At 46.2% G+C, this 15,223-nt stretch carries 20 protein-coding genes; all 20 read right to left on the bottom strand.

Annotated features, from left to right (window positions below):
* Positions 1–8 precede the first annotated feature (8 nt).
* On the bottom strand, positions 9–311 hold the full coding sequence (gene nuoK, locus AC1DWN_RS02140; RefSeq protein ID WP_477557305.1) for an NADH-quinone oxidoreductase subunit NuoK: 303 nt from the start codon (positions 309–311) through the stop codon (positions 9–11).
* Between the two features lie 5 nt (positions 312–316).
* Positions 317–832 (bottom strand): NADH-quinone oxidoreductase subunit J, encoded by a 516-nt coding sequence (locus AC1DWN_RS02135; RefSeq protein WP_477557304.1) that lies wholly within the window; start codon positions 830–832, stop codon positions 317–319.
* A complete protein-coding gene (gene nuoI / locus AC1DWN_RS02130) occupies positions 833–1,282 on the bottom strand; it encodes an NADH-quinone oxidoreductase subunit NuoI (RefSeq protein ID WP_477557303.1) in 450 nt (149 codons plus the stop codon). It lies immediately after the preceding gene.
* Positions 1,283–1,298: 16 nt separating this feature from the next.
* Positions 1,299–2,315, bottom strand: a complete 1,017-nt coding sequence (gene nuoH, locus AC1DWN_RS02125) for an NADH-quinone oxidoreductase subunit NuoH (RefSeq protein WP_477557302.1) — start codon at positions 2,313–2,315, stop codon at positions 1,299–1,301.
* Complete coding sequence (locus AC1DWN_RS02120; RefSeq protein ID WP_477557301.1) at positions 2,315–3,415, bottom strand: NADH-quinone oxidoreductase subunit D; 1,101 nt, start codon at positions 3,413–3,415, stop codon at positions 2,315–2,317. Before AC1DWN_RS02120 ends, nuoH begins: the two co-directional genes overlap by 1 nt.
* Positions 3,416–3,422: 7 nt before the next feature.
* Positions 3,423–4,214 carry an NADH-quinone oxidoreductase subunit C gene (locus AC1DWN_RS02115; protein WP_477557300.1) on the bottom strand — a complete coding sequence of 264 codons (792 nt, stop codon included), beginning with the start codon at positions 4,212–4,214 and terminating at the stop codon, positions 3,423–3,425.
* Positions 4,211–4,729: a NuoB/complex I 20 kDa subunit family protein gene (locus AC1DWN_RS02110; protein ID WP_477557299.1), complete on the bottom strand. Its 519-nt coding sequence runs from the start codon at positions 4,727–4,729 to the stop codon at positions 4,211–4,213. The genes AC1DWN_RS02115 and AC1DWN_RS02110 overlap by 4 nt, the downstream gene beginning before the upstream one ends.
* Positions 4,714–5,121: an NADH-quinone oxidoreductase subunit A gene (locus tag AC1DWN_RS02105; RefSeq protein WP_477557298.1), complete on the bottom strand. Its 408-nt coding sequence runs from the start codon at positions 5,119–5,121 to the stop codon at positions 4,714–4,716. The genes AC1DWN_RS02110 and AC1DWN_RS02105 overlap by 16 nt, the downstream gene beginning before the upstream one ends.
* A gap of 544 nt (positions 5,122–5,665) precedes the next feature.
* On the bottom strand, positions 5,666–6,064 hold the full coding sequence (locus AC1DWN_RS02100) for a F0F1 ATP synthase subunit epsilon (protein WP_477557297.1): 399 nt from the start codon (positions 6,062–6,064) through the stop codon (positions 5,666–5,668).
* A gap of 24 nt (positions 6,065–6,088) precedes the next feature.
* Positions 6,089–7,495: a F0F1 ATP synthase subunit beta gene (gene atpD, locus AC1DWN_RS02095; RefSeq protein WP_477557296.1), complete on the bottom strand. Its 1,407-nt coding sequence runs from the start codon at positions 7,493–7,495 to the stop codon at positions 6,089–6,091.
* A gap of 83 nt (positions 7,496–7,578) precedes the next feature.
* Positions 7,579–8,439: an ATP synthase F1 subunit gamma gene (atpG, locus tag AC1DWN_RS02090; protein ID WP_477557295.1), complete on the bottom strand. Its 861-nt coding sequence runs from the start codon at positions 8,437–8,439 to the stop codon at positions 7,579–7,581.
* A 246-nt stretch (positions 8,440–8,685) separates the two neighbouring features.
* Entirely contained in the window at positions 8,686–10,200 is a 1,515-nt protein-coding gene (gene atpA / locus AC1DWN_RS02085) for a F0F1 ATP synthase subunit alpha (protein ID WP_477557294.1), read from the bottom strand.
* A gap of 25 nt (positions 10,201–10,225) precedes the next feature.
* Positions 10,226–10,765, bottom strand: coding sequence for a F0F1 ATP synthase subunit delta (locus AC1DWN_RS02080; RefSeq protein WP_477557293.1), 540 nt, complete (start codon positions 10,763–10,765; stop codon positions 10,226–10,228).
* The gene (gene atpF / locus AC1DWN_RS02075) at positions 10,762–11,244 is read right to left on the bottom strand and encodes a F0F1 ATP synthase subunit B (protein ID WP_477557292.1); all 483 of its coding nucleotides are present in this window, start codon (positions 11,242–11,244) and stop codon (positions 10,762–10,764) included. Before atpF ends, AC1DWN_RS02080 begins: the two co-directional genes overlap by 4 nt.
* 84 nt (positions 11,245–11,328) lie before the next feature.
* Entirely contained in the window at positions 11,329–11,544 is a 216-nt protein-coding gene (gene atpE, locus AC1DWN_RS02070) for a F0F1 ATP synthase subunit C (protein WP_053373757.1), read from the bottom strand.
* A gap of 83 nt (positions 11,545–11,627) precedes the next feature.
* Positions 11,628–12,386 (bottom strand): F0F1 ATP synthase subunit A, encoded by a 759-nt coding sequence (gene atpB / locus AC1DWN_RS02065; protein WP_477557291.1) that lies wholly within the window; start codon positions 12,384–12,386, stop codon positions 11,628–11,630.
* Between the two features lie 22 nt (positions 12,387–12,408).
* Positions 12,409–12,765 carry an ATP synthase subunit I gene (locus AC1DWN_RS02060; RefSeq protein ID WP_477557290.1) on the bottom strand — a complete coding sequence of 119 codons (357 nt, stop codon included), beginning with the start codon at positions 12,763–12,765 and terminating at the stop codon, positions 12,409–12,411.
* A 4-nt stretch (positions 12,766–12,769) separates the two neighbouring features.
* On the bottom strand, positions 12,770–13,003 hold the full coding sequence (locus AC1DWN_RS02055; protein ID WP_477557289.1) for an AtpZ/AtpI family protein: 234 nt from the start codon (positions 13,001–13,003) through the stop codon (positions 12,770–12,772).
* 190 nt (positions 13,004–13,193) lie between these two features.
* Positions 13,194–14,342 carry a non-hydrolyzing UDP-N-acetylglucosamine 2-epimerase gene (wecB, locus tag AC1DWN_RS02050; RefSeq protein WP_477557288.1) on the bottom strand — a complete coding sequence of 383 codons (1,149 nt, stop codon included), beginning with the start codon at positions 14,340–14,342 and terminating at the stop codon, positions 13,194–13,196.
* Positions 14,343–14,399: 57 nt separating this feature from the next.
* Positions 14,400–15,029, bottom strand: coding sequence for a uracil phosphoribosyltransferase (gene upp, locus AC1DWN_RS02045; RefSeq protein WP_477557287.1), 630 nt, complete (start codon positions 15,027–15,029; stop codon positions 14,400–14,402).
* Positions 15,030–15,223 lie beyond the last annotated feature (194 nt).

The raw sequence follows: 15,223 nt of genomic DNA, 5'->3' as shown, positions 1-15,223 counted from the left end.
TTACAGCGTTACCTCCTCATTTCATCAAAATCATCGACATTAACCGTTCCGCGCAACCGGAATAACGCAATCAATATAGCTACTCCGACTGCTGCCTCAGCTGCGGCAACCGTAATGGTAAACAAAGAGAAAATTTGTCCAGTCAACGAGGGGACAACACCATATTTCGAGAAGGCAATCAAATTCAAATTGACCGCACCGAGCATAAGCTCTATCGACAACAGGACGATAATCGCGTTACGCTTTACTAGTGCGCCGTAGAGTCCAATGCAAAATAAAATAGCAGCCATTGTTAAGTAGGATGGAAGCATTTTTTTTATTCAGCCTCCTTCTTAGCAAGCACGATCGCACCGATAAAAGCGACCGTCAGCAGTATAGACAGCAGCTCGAACGGAATGACATATCCGGTATACAGCAGCTCGCCAATCGCCATTGTATTATCCGCTCCCGGTTCAAAGGGAACAGGCTCAGGAAAACTGGTCGTGCGGATGGCATAGAACAGAACGCCGAACAGGCTCACTGCCCCAATTGCAGCAAGCGTTTCATGCAGCGGCTTAGTCTTCTCTCGTTCACCCTGCTGATGCTGCGTCATCATAATGCCAAATATCATTAAAATAGAGACAGCGCCCGCGTAAATTAGTACCTGTACGAAAGCTACGAATTCCGCTTCAAGCAGGATAAACATCCCTGCGAGCCCTAGAAAAACAGCTGCCATCGAAATAACCATGTGGACAACCTTCTCTAGGCTGATCATCAGTACCGCTCCGCCTATTATAATCGCCGAGAATACGAAGAACGCGACAAACTCGCCCGTAAAATCGATATTGAACAATTATTTGGCGCCTCCTTTGCCCGGCGCTCCGATATTGTTGTTATCTTCACGAACGAGCGTATTATTGTTTGTCAACCACTCCGCATCCTTAAACAAATCATCGCGGCTGAATGATGCCAACTCAAAATGGTTCGTCATTACGATCGCTTCAGTCGGACATACCTCCGTGCACAGATCACATAGTATGCATATTTCAAAGTTAATATCGAAGGTATCAATGACCTTTACTTTTTTATCAGGGTCCGGGTTTGGCTTGCCTGTCAACGTAATACAGTCCGTTGGACAAATACGAGCGCATTGATTACAAACGATACATAATTCCGGAATAAAATGCTGAATACCGCGAAAACGATCCGGCATGACAAACGGCACATCGGGATAGGAGGTTGTAACTTTTGGAGCCGTCATCGATTTGAGCGTAACACCCAGCCCTTGCAGCAATCCTTTCATTTCCTTCTCCCCTTTGCTATCTTTTGATAAACAGCTCAATGTAGCCCGCCGTCAGAAAAACGTTGAGTAATGACAGCGGCAGCAGCACCTTCCAGCCAAGCCCCATCAATTGGTCCACACGGATACGCGGCAACGTAGCCCGAATCCAAAACAAGAAGAACACAATAAACGCGAACTTGAGCAGAAACCAGATGATGCCCGGCACAAAATCAAGAAATGGCGCCGGCGCATGCCAACCGCCAAGGAATAGTACGGTTGTTAGCGCCGCAATTGCATACACGTACACATATTCAGACAGCATGAAAAACGCGAATCGGAAGCCGCTGTATTCCACATGGTAACCCGCCACTAGCTCCGATTCCGCTTCAGGAAGGTCGAATGGCGTCCGATTGAGCTCAGAGACAGCCGCAATAATAAAGATAATGAAGCCGATAATTTGTGGTAGGAAGTTCCAGTCCCAGAACCAACCGCCAGCTTGTGCCGCCACGATATCACGCAAGTTCAAACTGCCACTTAGCATAATAACACCCACGACCGAAATAACGAGCGGCACTTCATAGCTTATCATCTGCGCTGCTGAACGCATTCCGCCGATTAAGGCATATTTATTATTCGATGCCCAGCCACTGAGCACGATAGCCAGCGTAGAAATACCGGACAGCGCCACATAATAAAGTAATCCGACGTTTAAGTCTGCAAAATAGAGGTTCTGCGTATAAGGAATCACCGCCAGTACGGAAAACGCGGGTATGTATGCCAATGCTGGTGCGAGAACAAACAGAAGCCGATCAGCCTTACGTGGTATGGTATCTTCTTTTATTAATAATTTCAAAATATCTGCTACCGTTTGCAAGAGACCAAATGGGCCAACTCGGTTCGGACCGATACGAAGCTGCATCCAGCCAATCACTTTTCTCTCAAAATAAATCGCGTAGGTCACAAAGCCAAGCACAATAAACAAGAAAACAACGGCCCACAGAAATAAGATGAACGCATTGCCCCATGTAAGCGGCTCATTCAGCCAAGCTCCCATTAGCAATCGACCTCCCCGACAACTATATCGATGCCGCCTAAAATCGTAATGAGATTGGTCATAGACTCACCGACGAGCAGCTTCGGCAATATTTGCAAATTGACGAAGGAGGGACGGCGGAACTTGAGCCTGTACGGCTCTGCTTTTCCTTTGGATACGATATGACAGCCGATCTCGCCGCGCGGTGATTCAATACGCACATAAACCTCGCCCGCTGGCGGCCTAATAGCGCGCGGCACCTTTCCCATCGTTTCCCCGCCCTCTGGAAATTGCTGAAGCGCTTGCTTTAAAATACGCAAGCTCTGCCTAATTTCCTCCAAACGGATCCGATAACGATCGTGGCAATCGCCTTTTTGCCCTAGTGGAACGTCGAACTCGAACTGGCTATATAAGCTATAAGGCTCTGCTTTGCGTAAATCCCAGTCCACGCCCGTACATCTTAAATTTGCTCCAGATAATCCATAGTTAATGGCGGTCTCTGCATCGTATTGCCCCACACCTTTAATTCGAGCCAGAAAGATTTCGTTGCCACTGACCAGCTTATTGTATTCAAGCAGCTTCTTCTCCATATAGGGAATAAAATCTCGTACTTTATCCATCCAGCCAGGAGGAGCATCCCACTTCACACCACCGACACGCATATAATTGTAAGTCAGCCTCGCTCCGCTCAGCTCATTAAACAAATCTATTATGATCTCTCTGTCGCGAAAAGCATATAAAAATGGACTCATCGCTCCGATATCCAGCAGATAGGTTCCCCACCAGACCAGATGGCTGGCAATACGCTGCAGCTCCATAACGATTAATCGCAAAAATTCCGCACGCAGTGGAACTTCGAGCCCCATCATCGTTTCAACCGCATGTACCAGCACATAATTGTTCGTCATTGCCGATACATAATCCATGCGATCGGTATAGGGTATAATTTGTGTAAAATTCAAGTCTTCTGCTATTTTCTCGGTTCCCCTGTGCAAATAACCCATGACTGGTATTGCCTCGGTAATGACTTCTCCGTCGAGCTTAACGATAATTCGAAATACACCGTGCGTGCTTGGATGCTGAGGACCAACGTTTAATAGCAATTCTTCTGTGCGAATCAAGGGCTGCTTACACCTCCGAATCTAACGGTTCATAATCCTTGCGAAGCGGATGGCCTACCCAGTCATCCGGCATCATAATACGACGTAGATCAGGATGTCCCGGAAAATCAATACCGAGCAAGTCGAAAATTTCACGTTCATTCCAATTTGCTGTTTCCCATACCGGTGTTGCGGAATAAACCGCCCCCGCATCCCGCTCTGTTTTTATCTTAACGCCGACCTCTCGCTTTGAATCGAGTGCCACCATATGATAGACAACCTCCATATGCGACTCATAATCAATTCCGGAAACATTCCGCAAATATGTAAACCGCATCTCCTCATGCTGCTTCAGCATTGAGGCAACGCTGCGCCAATGCTCGTTGTTCACGATAAGCATTGGCATTTGGCTGTTCAGCTCATTCAAATAAGCGTCCTCAACCGCATTTTCATCGACATGCCTCTTCAGCAAATCAACAATCTCATCCAGCTCCGCTTGCTTCGGAGATGGCGGTTTTGGCTCTACCTCCTGCTCGGCATCAACAGCAGCTGCATCTGCAGCTGCTTTCTCCTTCGCCGCCGCGCGAGCAGCTCTCGCTTCAGCCGCTACCTTCAGCTTCGCTTCTCGCTCTACGTCCACTGGAGGTGCCTCGCTCACCTCAGCGGGCTGCACTTCATCAGCCTTCACTTCGGCATTTCTCGAGTTCGCAAGCGCTTTCCTTTGTTCCTTTTTCTCTTCGTTATCCCGCTCTTCGCTCTTCCGTTCTTCATTCTTTTGTTCTTCATTCTTTTGCTCTAGGTCTTTCTGTTCTTCACTCATCGCCCTGTCACCCGCTTACCGGTTTTCGCCTCGTATCGGATTTTCTCTTGCAGCTTATTAATTCCGTATATAAGCGCAGCAGGATTAGGCGGGCAGCCAGGTATGTATACATCTACAGGCACGATTTGATCCACACCCTTAATGACGGCGTAGGATTTAATATATGGACCGCCTGCAGTAGCGCAGGAGCCCATTGCAATAACCCATTTCGGCTCCGGCATTTGGTCGTACAGACGACGAAGCAGCGGACCCATTTTTTTAGTCACCGTACCCGCAACAATCATAACGTCAGATTGCCGCGGCGAGGTTCGAAACATGACGCCAAAACGATCAAGATCATAGTGTGAAGCTCCCGTTCCCATCATCTCAATCGCGCAGCATGCAAGTCCAAAGGTCATCGGCCATAGGGAATTGCTTCTTGCCCACGCCTTTAATTGCTCCAAGGTACCCATGAATACGTTACGTTCCAGCTCTTTACGCTCTTCTAGTGAAATCGATTCTAAACTGAATTCCATTTCAGCACCTTCTTCTTCCAGGCATATAGAAGTCCAATGAGCAGCATTCCCGCAAAAATAATCATTTCCACTAACACAAAAAAGCCGAGCTTATTATATGCAACGGCCCAAGGATATAAGAAAACAGTTTCGACATCAAAGATGACAAACATTAAAGCAAACAAGTAATAACGAATATTGAATCGGACCTGTCCTTCACCTACCGGTTCATTACCGCTTTCATACGTCGTTTGCTTCGACTCACTCGGCTTGTTAGGTCTTAATAGGCGGCCGACAGACAATGCAACAACTGGCAGCAGTATACCGAGCATAATAAAAATAGCCACGACGACATAATTATTGGCGTAGTTTTCCACACAATCGCCCCCGTCAATTCGTTTGGTTCGGTTCATTGCCGTTTGGTCATTTTTTCCTCATAATTATAACAAATGCTTCCACACTCGTCTATGATGGAGTTAATCAGATAACTCTTGCAGTTCCTTAAATCAAATGTAGTTTCAAGTTATTAATAGTATCTAACATACTATTCGAATTAGTCTCTACTCATGTATAACAAAAAAACCGCAAGACCGTTTCATAACGGTTTCCTGCGGCTCTCATTGTTGAAAAACTTAACGTAGAACGCATATCTTATTCAAGCCCCATGAAACCCACAGCGGAAACCCAACCTTCACACCTAACCAATCAAACATGGAGCTCTACCCCCTTACAATCTCTATCTGCATTATAATGTTAACTATAATAACGTATGTTGATGGGTATTTCATCCAAAATATAAGGTATTTTGTCGGATCAAAGTGAGTTTTGTCCTTATTTGAGTTGATTCACTTTAAAAACGCGAACATTCATGGGAGGTAACCTTTCTTTGATTTATATATACAAACAAAAAAAGCACCGTCAAAGCCAATTTGGCCTCAACGGTGCTTTTTAACTCTATTATTTATGCTTTACATGTAGTCGGTTCATTGCACGTTGCAGAGCAAGCTCTGCACGGCGGTAATCAACCTCATCACGCTTAGCTGATAGACGCTGGGTAGCACGCTGTTTTGCGGCTTCCGCACGTTCGACGTTAATGTCAGTTGAAATCTCAGCGCTCTCGGCAAGAATAACAATCTTATCCTTGCGTACTTCGATGAAGCCTCCGTTAACGGCAATAACATCTACTTTACCATCACGTTTAATCATTACGGGAGCAATACGAAGTGGAGTTACAAACGGAATGTGATTAGGCAATATGCCGAGCTCACCTTCAACGCCTGTTACACTTACCATATTCGCAGTCTCAGCGTAGACTTTACGCTCTGGGGTTACTATTTCTACCAAAAAGGTACTCATGTGGATTCCTCCCGCCCTTCGCTACTATTGCAGCGTTTTGGCTTTCTCGACGGCTTCTTCAATGACACCAACGTAACGGAAAGCTTCTTCCGGAAGTTCGTCATGCTTGCCTTCGAGGATTTCTTTGAAGCTGCGAACAGATTCTTTAACAGGAACATATTTACCTTTAGTACCTGTGAACGGTTCAGCAACGTGGAACGGTTGAGATAGGAAGAGTTGAATTCTACGTGCGCGAGACACGGTCAATTTATCTTCTTCGCTAAGCTCATCGATACCAAGAATGGCGATGATATCTTGAAGTTCTTTATATTTTTGAAGAATCTTCTTAACGCCTTGAGCAACATTGTAATGCTCTTCACCCACAACTTCAGGGTTAAGGATACGAGAAGAAGAAGCTAGTGGATCAACCGCTGGGAAGATACCCATCTCGGAAATTTTACGCTCCAAGTTAGTTGTTGCATCCAAGTGGGCAAATGTCGTTGCAGGAGCCGGATCCGTGTAATCATCGGCAGGTACATAGATCGCTTGGATCGAAGTAACCGAACCTTTTTTCGTGGATGTGATACGCTCTTGCAATTGACCCATTTCAGTTGCCAGCGTTGGCTGGTAACCTACTGCGGAAGGCATACGGCCTAGAAGGGCCGAAACCTCAGAACCTGCTTGCGTGAAGCGGAAGATGTTATCTACGAATAGAAGAACGTCTTTACCCTCTTCATCACGGAAATACTCAGCCATTGTCAGACCCGTCAAAGCAACACGTTGACGTGCGCCTGGAGGCTCGTTCATTTGTCCGAATACCATCGCTGTCTTGCTAAGTACGCCGGAATCCTTCATCTCGTGATACAAGTCATTACCTTCACGAGTACGCTCGCCTACGCCAGCGAATACAGAAATACCGCCGTGCTCTTGCGCGATGTTGTTGATCAATTCTTGAATCGTTACCGTTTTACCTACACCCGCGCCGCCGAAAAGACCAATTTTACCGCCTTTTGCGTATGGTGCGAGAAGATCGATAACTTTGATACCTGTTTCAAGAATTTCTGATTGTGTAGACAATTCGTCAAAAGCAGGTGCTTGACGGTGAATAGGAAGGTTAACCTTCGATGTTACATCGCCTGCTTCGTCGATTGGTTGGCCAAGTACGTTAAATACGCGGCCGAGCGTTGGAGCTCCAACCGGGATCGTAATGGCTGCACCAGTATCAACAGCTTCCATACCGCGTACGAGACCGTCAGTTGTGCTCATAGCTACAGCACGAACTTTATTGTCACCGAGGTGAACGGCTACTTCAAGCGTCAAGTTAATATCAATGCCGCCTGCTTCGCCCTTTTGCTCGATTTTGACTGCGTTCAAAATTTCCGGCAGGTTGCCGCGTTCGAACTCTAAGTCAACGACCGGACCCATGACGGATACAACGCGTCCTTTTTTCATGGTTTTCCCTCCTGGTTCCTTCTGGTTACTGCTTGCTGATCAGCTTAATGCAAGCTGCAGACAATTGCAGTGTATATAGTGAATTAAGATTGTGCGTTTGCTCCTGCAACGATCTCGGAAATTTCCTGTGTAATCGCCGCTTGACGAGCTCGGTTGTAAGTGAGCGTCAGTTGGTTGATTAGCTTCGTTGCATTTTTTGTTGCGCTACCCATAGCAGTCATACGAGCGCCGAACTCACTAGCTTTGCCGTCTAGAACAGCGCTGTAAATTAGCGTTTCCGCATATTTAGGCAGCAATACTTCTAGTACGCCTTCTGGTGATGGCTCGTATTCATACGAAGTAACTGGCGCATTGCCACCTACTTCTTCAAGTGGGAGCAGTCGAATATCTGTCGGTACTTGAGTAATCGCATTTACGAATTCATTGAAGTATAAGTAAAGCTCATCATAAGCGCCTTCAGCGAACTTCGTAACCGCAGAATAAGCAACCGTCTTAATATCAGCAAATGACGGGTTATCTGGCAAGCCAGTCACTTCTTCGACGATTGGCATGTTACGGCGGCGGAAATAATCCCGACCCTTCCGTCCGATAACGAATAGCACGTAATCATCGGTAGATTTATGCTTTTCACGAATGGTTTGCGTTACTTTACGAAGAATATTCGCGTTATAGCCGCCTGCAAGACCACGATCCGAAGTGATTACAAGATAACCTGTTTTCTTAATCGGACGTGACTCCAGCATCGGATGCTTAACATCCTTCGTGCCGGCTGCAATGCTAGCTACAACTTCCTTCAGCTTCTCAGCGTATGGACGTGCTGATTGTGCTGCTTCTTGCGCTTTTCTCAAGCGGGAAGCTGCGACCATCTCCATCGCTTTCGTGATCTGTTTCGTATTTTGTTTGCTTTTAATTTCGCGTTTAATATCGCGCATGCCTTTTGCCATTTGGTTTCACCCGCCTTTGTTGCTTTGAAGTGGATTACAGGGTCATGCTCCGAAGGCATCAACCACGCAATGACACCCAAAGCCTGGTGTTGGTAGGAGTAAGCGGCTCACGCCCGAACAAGCTGAACGGGCGAATAACCGTTGTTCAAATCTTATAATGTGAAAGCTTCGCTTCCATATTACACTTAAATTTTCACGAAACATACGATGCGCCGCCATAAGGCGGCGACAGCAGTTTACGCTTGATTAAGCGGATACGGCAAAGCTTTTCTTGAATTTATTGATCGCTTCAACAAGAGCCTTCTCGTTGTCAGCAACAAGATCCTTCGTATCGCGGATTGAATTGCCGATTTCAGGGCTATTCGAATCCAAGTACGCATGGAACTCTTTCTCAAAACGAAGGATGTCAGCTACTGGAATATCATCCAAGTGACCTCTAACTGCAGAGTAGATTGAGATTACTTGCTTCTCAACCGGCATCGGCTGGTTAGCACCTTGCTTCAAGATTTCCATCGTGCGAGCACCGCGGTTAAGACGAGCAAGCGTCGATTTATCTAGATCGGAGCCGAACTGCGAGAACGCTTGAAGTTCGCGGTAAGCTGCAAGGTCAAGACGGAGCGTACCAGCTACCTTTTTCATAGCTTTAATTTGAGCAGATCCACCAACACGTGATACCGAAATACCTACGTTAACAGCTGGACGTTGACCGGAGTAGAACAAGTCTGCCTCAAGGAAGATTTGACCGTCCGTAATCGAAATAACGTTTGTAGGAATGTATGCCGATACGTCAGAAGCTTGTGTCTCAATGAAAGGCAATGCAGTCATAGAACCGCCGCCTCTAGCATCGCTAAGCTTCGCAGCGCGCTCTAGCAAACGGGAGTGAAGATAGAATACGTCACCTGGGTATGCTTCCCGACCCGGTGGACGGCGAAGCAGCAAGGACAATTCACGGTATGCAGCAGCTTGCTTGGACAAGTCATCATAGACAACAAGTACGTGCTCGCCTTTGTACATGAAGTACTCGCCCATTGTGCAGCCCGCGTAAGGAGCCAAGAAAAGCAATGGAGCTGGCTCAGATGCGCCCGCAGTTACGATAATTGTGTATTCAAGAGCACCATGACGACGAAGTGTTTCAACAACGTTCGCAACAGTAGATTGTTTTTGACCAACAGCAACGTAGATACATTTAACTCCGTTGCCTTTTTGGTTAATAATTGTATCGATTGCAATTGCAGTTTTACCTGTTTGACGGTCACCGATAACTAGCTCACGTTGACCACGGCCAACTGGAACCATTGCATCAATTGCTTTAAGGCCCGTTTGCATCGGCTCATGAACCGATTTACGGTCGATAACACCTGGTGCTGGGGATTCAATTGCACGGAATTGAGTCGTGTTAATTGGTCCTTTGCCGTCAAGTGGTTGACCTAGTGGGTTAACTACGCGTCCAAGAAGTTCTTCGCCTACTGGAACTTCCATGATGCGGCCTGTACGTTTAACTTGGTCGCCTTCACGGATGTCTGTGAACGGTCCAAGGATAACGACACCGACGTTGCTTTCTTCAAGGTTCAATGCCATACCGACAACGCCATTAGAAAACTCTAGCAGTTCGCCTTGCATCGCATTCTCCAAGCCGTGAACGCGGGCGATACCGTCACCGACGTTGATTACGGTACCGACGTCTACGACTTGAATTTCTGATTTATATTGTTCGATCTGTTGTTTAATCAGCGTGCTGATTTCATCAGGTCTGATACTCAATTCGTTCACCCCTATCTACAGTGCTTTAGATTTTAAACGTTTTTTGTAAACGATCTAGCTTGCCAGACAAGCTTCCGTCATATAGACGATCGCCAATGCGTACTTGTACGCCGCCAAGCAAAGCTGGCTCAACGATTTGTTCAGCCAAAATTTTCTTGCCCGTTACTTGTCCGAACTGAACCGCAACCTCGGCTAGCTCTGCCTCTGAAAGAGACTTAGCCGTATATACCGTTGCATGGGCTTGTCCGAGCGCATCACCCGAAATCTTCGTGTAAGCTGCATATACATCAGCAATTACATCCTGACGTCTACGGGAAATGAGCAGTTCAAGCGTGTTAAGCACAAGCGCAGAGATTTGGTCACCGAATGCTGCTGTAAGCACGGCGATTTTCTTCTTCGGCTCAATGCTTGGTAAAGAAAGAAACTTAAGGATCTCCTGATCCCGATCAAGCGTTTGAACGATCAGCTTAAGCTGGTCTCCTACTGTAGAAACGACCTGCTGCTGTGCAGCAAGCTCGAACAATGCTTTTGCGTAGCGCTTCGCTACGACCGTATCGCGGCTCATTTGCTTCCAACTTCTTTCAGGTATTGATCAACGATTTGAACTTGAGATTTCTCATCTACTTGCTTCTCAATAATTTTCGATGCAATTTTCACAGAAATGCTGCCTACTTCAGTACGAAGGGCTGCAATTGCTTTGTTTTTCTCGCTTTCGATATCTTTGAGAGCATCGTCTTTAAGACGAGAAGCTTCCGATTTCGCAGTTTGGACAATATCATCCGCTTGTTTCGAGCTAGTCGTTCTTGCTTGCTCAATAATCTCGTATGCTTCTTTACGTGCATGTTGAAGCGCAGCTTTCTGCTCTTCCATTTGTTGCTCAGCTGCTTTGCGGCTTGATTCAGCCGTGTTCATCTGCTCAAGAATAAGCTGTCTACGCTTTTCCATAACGCCGAATAACGGACCGAATGCATATTTACTAAGCAACCAATACAATATTCCGAACGCAAGCATCGCATATACTGTCGATTCCCAATTAAAAGCCATAGGTGCAACTCCTTTCTTAACACAATATTATCGTAATCATAACGAAGGCGAAGAGGGCTAGGCCTTCCCCGCCAATTGCTGTTATTAGGCTTGGAAGAAAGCCAAGAAACCGATAACTACGCCGATGATAGGCACAACTTCGACGATACCTACACCGATGAACATTGTTGTTTGAAGTTTACCTTGAAGTTCTGGTTGACGAGCGATACCTTCAACTGTTTTGCTGACGATCATACCGTTACCTACACCTGCGCCTACTGCTCCCAAACCTACTGCCAATGCTGCTGCTAATAATTCCATTTGAAAATCCTCCTCGATAATCTGTTATTTTTTTGTATAACCAACCTCAGAATCACTATGCAGTCCGAGGCATAAAGCGGTATTTAATGTTCTTCTTCGTGAATGGCTGCTTGCGAGATATACACCATCGTAAGGATGGTAAACAAGAAAGCCTGGATTCCGCCGACGAAAAGACTGAATCCCTGCCAAGCGACAAGAAACGGTGTACCGATCCAGCCTAGCATTAGAATTGTTGCGATAAGAACCTCACCCGCAAAAATATTCGCGAATAACCGAAGTGCAAGTGTTAGCGGTTTCGAAATCGTCTCAATTACGTTAACTGGGAAGAATATCGGATATGGTTTGAAATAATGCTTCAAGTAATGCTTCGTATTAAGTCTCAGTCCTAGGAAATGGACGATTACAAATACGATAATCGCAAGACCGGCAGTAACCGATAGATCTGCAGTTGGAGATTTCCAAAATGCTGCCTCGAGATGTCCGCCTTTTTCAGCCAACAATGCTTCAGTAAAGCCAAGGTTTGGATAAGGATGATGTACTTCCATCACGACACCGAAAGGCAAGCCGAGCAAGTTGGAGATGAAAATGAACATAATAAGCGTCAACCCTAGAGTCAAGAAAGGTTTCACCCTATTAACCGGCATTGTACTTGAAATAAAGTTGTGAACGAAATCAACGACCCACTCCATGAAGTTCTGAAGCTTAGACGGGTTGTCCACCGACAGGTTACGTACTGCCAACTTGGCGAGAACAAACGTGATGATGACAGAAACCGTGATAGYGATAAAACTTGAAATGTCGATATCTAGCGGCCCTAGCTGCCATATGGGAAATTCATGCATGTAAAAATTTCACCCCTTTCCGCTAAGATTGTCGTTTGTTGTGGATATAAGCTGATACTAAAAGAATAAACGGCATGACCATACAACCAGCTAAAGCAGCCGGCATATTAAGATCCTCCGGAAAACGATAGGCGATCATGGCAACCAGCAGCACTGTCGCGATACGGTTCCCAAGACCTAAGCCCCTCTTACTCGGTCCAACTCCTGCTGCTCCTAGGGTGACCATTTCCACGCGGCGTCTTAGTAAAAACGCATTCATGGTACTTGCAGCCAGTCCCAAAAGTAAGCCGAGAGACACAGCACGCCAGTCCGGAAGGAGGGCCCATACTATAAGGCATACCGCCATCGCATAAACAAGCGATCGTACTGATGTCTTCATTATTTTATCCATCGGCTTCCTCCATTACCTTCTTAACAAGCAGAATGGCTGAGAGTAGACCGACAGCCAGACCGACCAGTATGCCACCGATCGTCCATCCCTTGTCGGTGCCTAAGCGACCATCTAGAAATGTTCCGATCCAATAGCCCAAAAAGATACATACAGCGACTTGCACTCCAAGTGCACCGACGAGACCGGCGGCGTACAACGGATCGTCCCTTCTGCTCTTTTTACTCATAGGCTCATACCCCTGTCAATCCTCATTTATTTTATCGAAGCGGCGCCACATTTGTCAATTGATATAACTACAAATATTTACTGAACGGAACAACCAAAACCCTTGATGTATATGGTTTTGTGAATTCAAAAACCGTACAGTGCTACTGTATGCTGTACATTCTCCATACAACCAATTTCATTAGGTCAATCTATGAACGTTGTGTGAACGAATCGGGACGAGAGCTCTGCCTGCCAAAATGATGCAAAATTGCGTCCACTATACGTTCTGAAGCCCGTCCATCACCATAGGGATTTGCCGCTTGGCTCATTCTTGCATACAGCTGCGAGTCATTCAATAACGCACGAGCTCGACCATATACCTGCTCCTCATCTGTACCAACCAGTTCCAATGTGCCCGCTTCTATACCTTCCGGACGTTCGGTCGTATCACGCAGTACTAGCGTCGGCACACCAAAGGACGGCGCCTCCTCTTGCAAGCCGCCAGAATCCGTCATAATCATGTAAGTATGCGGGTAGAAGTTATGAAATTCGAACACATCAAGCGGCTCGATTAAACGAATACGCGGATGATCTCCTAGAATTTCATTTGCCGGCTCTCTTACTACTGGGTTCGGATGTACCGCGTACACAACTACGACATCCTCATGCTCATCTACAATCCGCTTAACTGCTCTGAAAATGTTACGATGAGGCTCGCCGAGTGACTCACGACGGTGTGCTGTCATCAAAATCATCCGTTTGCCCTTCGCCCAGTCAATCACAGGATGCGAGAATGATTCGTCAACCGTGTACTGGAATACGTCAGCAGCTGTATTTCCTGTTACATAAATGGTCTCATCCGATTTATTCTCTTTGCGTAAATTGTTGGCCGACCAGTCCGTTGGCGCAAAATGCACGTCCGAAAGTACGCCGGCAAGCTGACGGTTCATTTCTTCCGGATAAGGAGAAAGCTTGTTCCATGTGCGAAGCCCCGCTTCAACATGTCCAACCTTAATTTGCTTCAGAAAGGATGCATAACTAGCGAGAAAGGTCGTTTGTGTATCGCCATGTACGAGCACGATATCGGGCTTCGCTTGCGCGAGCACCGGATCCAATCCCTCTAATACACGAACAGTCGTCTCTGTTAGCGTCTGACGATCCTTCATCACATTCAAATCAAAGTTTGGATGGATTTCAAAAAAATCTAGAACTTGGTCCAGCATTTTTCGGTGTTGCGCTGTCACGCAAACGATCGATTCGATTTCGTCCTCTCGCTTCTGTAGTTCCAGCACAAGCGGAGCCATTTTGACCGCTTCTGGACGCGTGCCGAAAATTGTCATTACCTTTAGTTTAGACAAAACATTCCACTCCTAATATCAGATAACCAAATCACAATAAATATACTAGTCAAAGTGCTAATTGGTTCCAAACATACGGTCGCCCGCATCTCCCAATCCTGGTACGATGTAGCCTTTCTCATCCAAGCGCTCGTCCAATGCCGCGATATAAATATCTACATCAGGGTGCGCTTCCTGCACAGCTTTTACGCCCTCTGGAGCTGCAATGAGACACATGAGCTTGATTTGATCACAGTTATGTTTCTTAAGTGATGAAATCGCTGCAATAGCCGAGCCTCCTGTTGCAAGCATCGGATCGATGACAATCAGCAACCGATTAGGCGCATCTGTCGGCAAATTAATATAATATTCGACAGGCTGAAGTGTTACATGATCGCGAGCAAGTCCGATATGACCTACCTTCGCTGAAGGAATTAACTTCAATATTCCATCAACCATGCCCAGGCCAGCTCGTAATATCGGAACCAGTCCAAGCATTCTGCCGGATACAACCTTTGAGTCAGTCTCAGCGACCGGAGTTTGCACCTTAATCGTCTCAAGCGGTATTTCTCTAGTAAGTTCGTAAGACATTAGTGTAGCGACTTCATCAACCAATTCCCGAAAATCTTTGGTATTCGTTTCTTTATTACGAATATAAGTCAGCTTATGCTGGATTAAAGGATGGTCGCAAATGATTAATTTGCTCATGGAGCGGTATTCCTCCTGTATATAGTTGTAGTGGACATAAACACAATCCCGTATATTATAACATTGTAACCAACCCTCTGCATCTTGAGTTTTGCCTATTACGTTACCAATGCAACAAAATGGCTCGCTCCTCCTCTAAGGGAAGGTGCAAGCCATCATACACAAGAGAAACGCAAGAGACATTACTTATAAAG

The sequence above is a fragment of the Paenibacillus sp. P4_A7 genome (assembly GCF_056402455.1).
The sequence above is the reverse complement of the archived record's forward strand: the minus strand, read 5'-3'. Positions and strand labels throughout refer to the sequence as shown.

Coding starts and splice junctions, on each gene's coding strand:
- AC1DWN_RS02105 (WP_477557298.1), bottom strand. CDS start 5,121: ATGAACCGAACCAAACGAATTGACGGGGGCGATTGTGTGGAAAACTAC.
- AC1DWN_RS02110 (WP_477557299.1), bottom strand. CDS start 4,729: ATGGAATTCAGTTTAGAATCGATTTCACTAGAAGAGCGTAAAGAGCTG.
- AC1DWN_RS02060 (WP_477557290.1), bottom strand. CDS start 12,765: ATGAAGACATCAGTACGATCGCTTGTTTATGCGATGGCGGTATGCCTT.
- AC1DWN_RS02055 (WP_477557289.1), bottom strand. CDS start 13,003: ATGAGTAAAAAGAGCAGAAGGGACGATCCGTTGTACGCCGCCGGTCTC.
- atpE (WP_053373757.1), bottom strand. CDS start 11,544: ATGGAATTATTAGCAGCAGCATTGGCAGTAGGTTTGGGAGCAGTAGGC.
- atpG (WP_477557295.1), bottom strand. CDS start 8,439: ATGGCAAAAGGCATGCGCGATATTAAACGCGAAATTAAAAGCAAACAA.
- atpF (WP_477557292.1), bottom strand. CDS start 11,244: ATGGCTTTTAATTGGGAATCGACAGTATATGCGATGCTTGCGTTCGGA.
- nuoH (WP_477557302.1), bottom strand. CDS start 2,315: ATGGGAGCTTGGCTGAATGAGCCGCTTACATGGGGCAATGCGTTCATC.
- nuoK (WP_477557305.1), bottom strand. CDS start 311: ATGCTTCCATCCTACTTAACAATGGCTGCTATTTTATTTTGCATTGGA.
- nuoI (WP_477557303.1), bottom strand. CDS start 1,282: ATGAAAGGATTGCTGCAAGGGCTGGGTGTTACGCTCAAATCGATGACG.
- atpD (WP_477557296.1), bottom strand. CDS start 7,495: ATGAAAAAAGGACGCGTTGTATCCGTCATGGGTCCGGTCGTTGACTTA.
- AC1DWN_RS02100 (WP_477557297.1), bottom strand. CDS start 6,064: ATGAGTACCTTTTTGGTAGAAATAGTAACCCCAGAGCGTAAAGTCTAC.
- AC1DWN_RS02080 (WP_477557293.1), bottom strand. CDS start 10,765: ATGAGCCGCGATACGGTCGTAGCGAAGCGCTACGCAAAAGCATTGTTC.
- upp (WP_477557287.1), bottom strand. CDS start 15,029: ATGAGCAAATTAATCATTTGCGACCATCCTTTAATCCAGCATAAGCTG.
- AC1DWN_RS02115 (WP_477557300.1), bottom strand. CDS start 4,214: ATGAGTGAAGAACAGAAAGACCTAGAGCAAAAGAATGAAGAACAAAAG.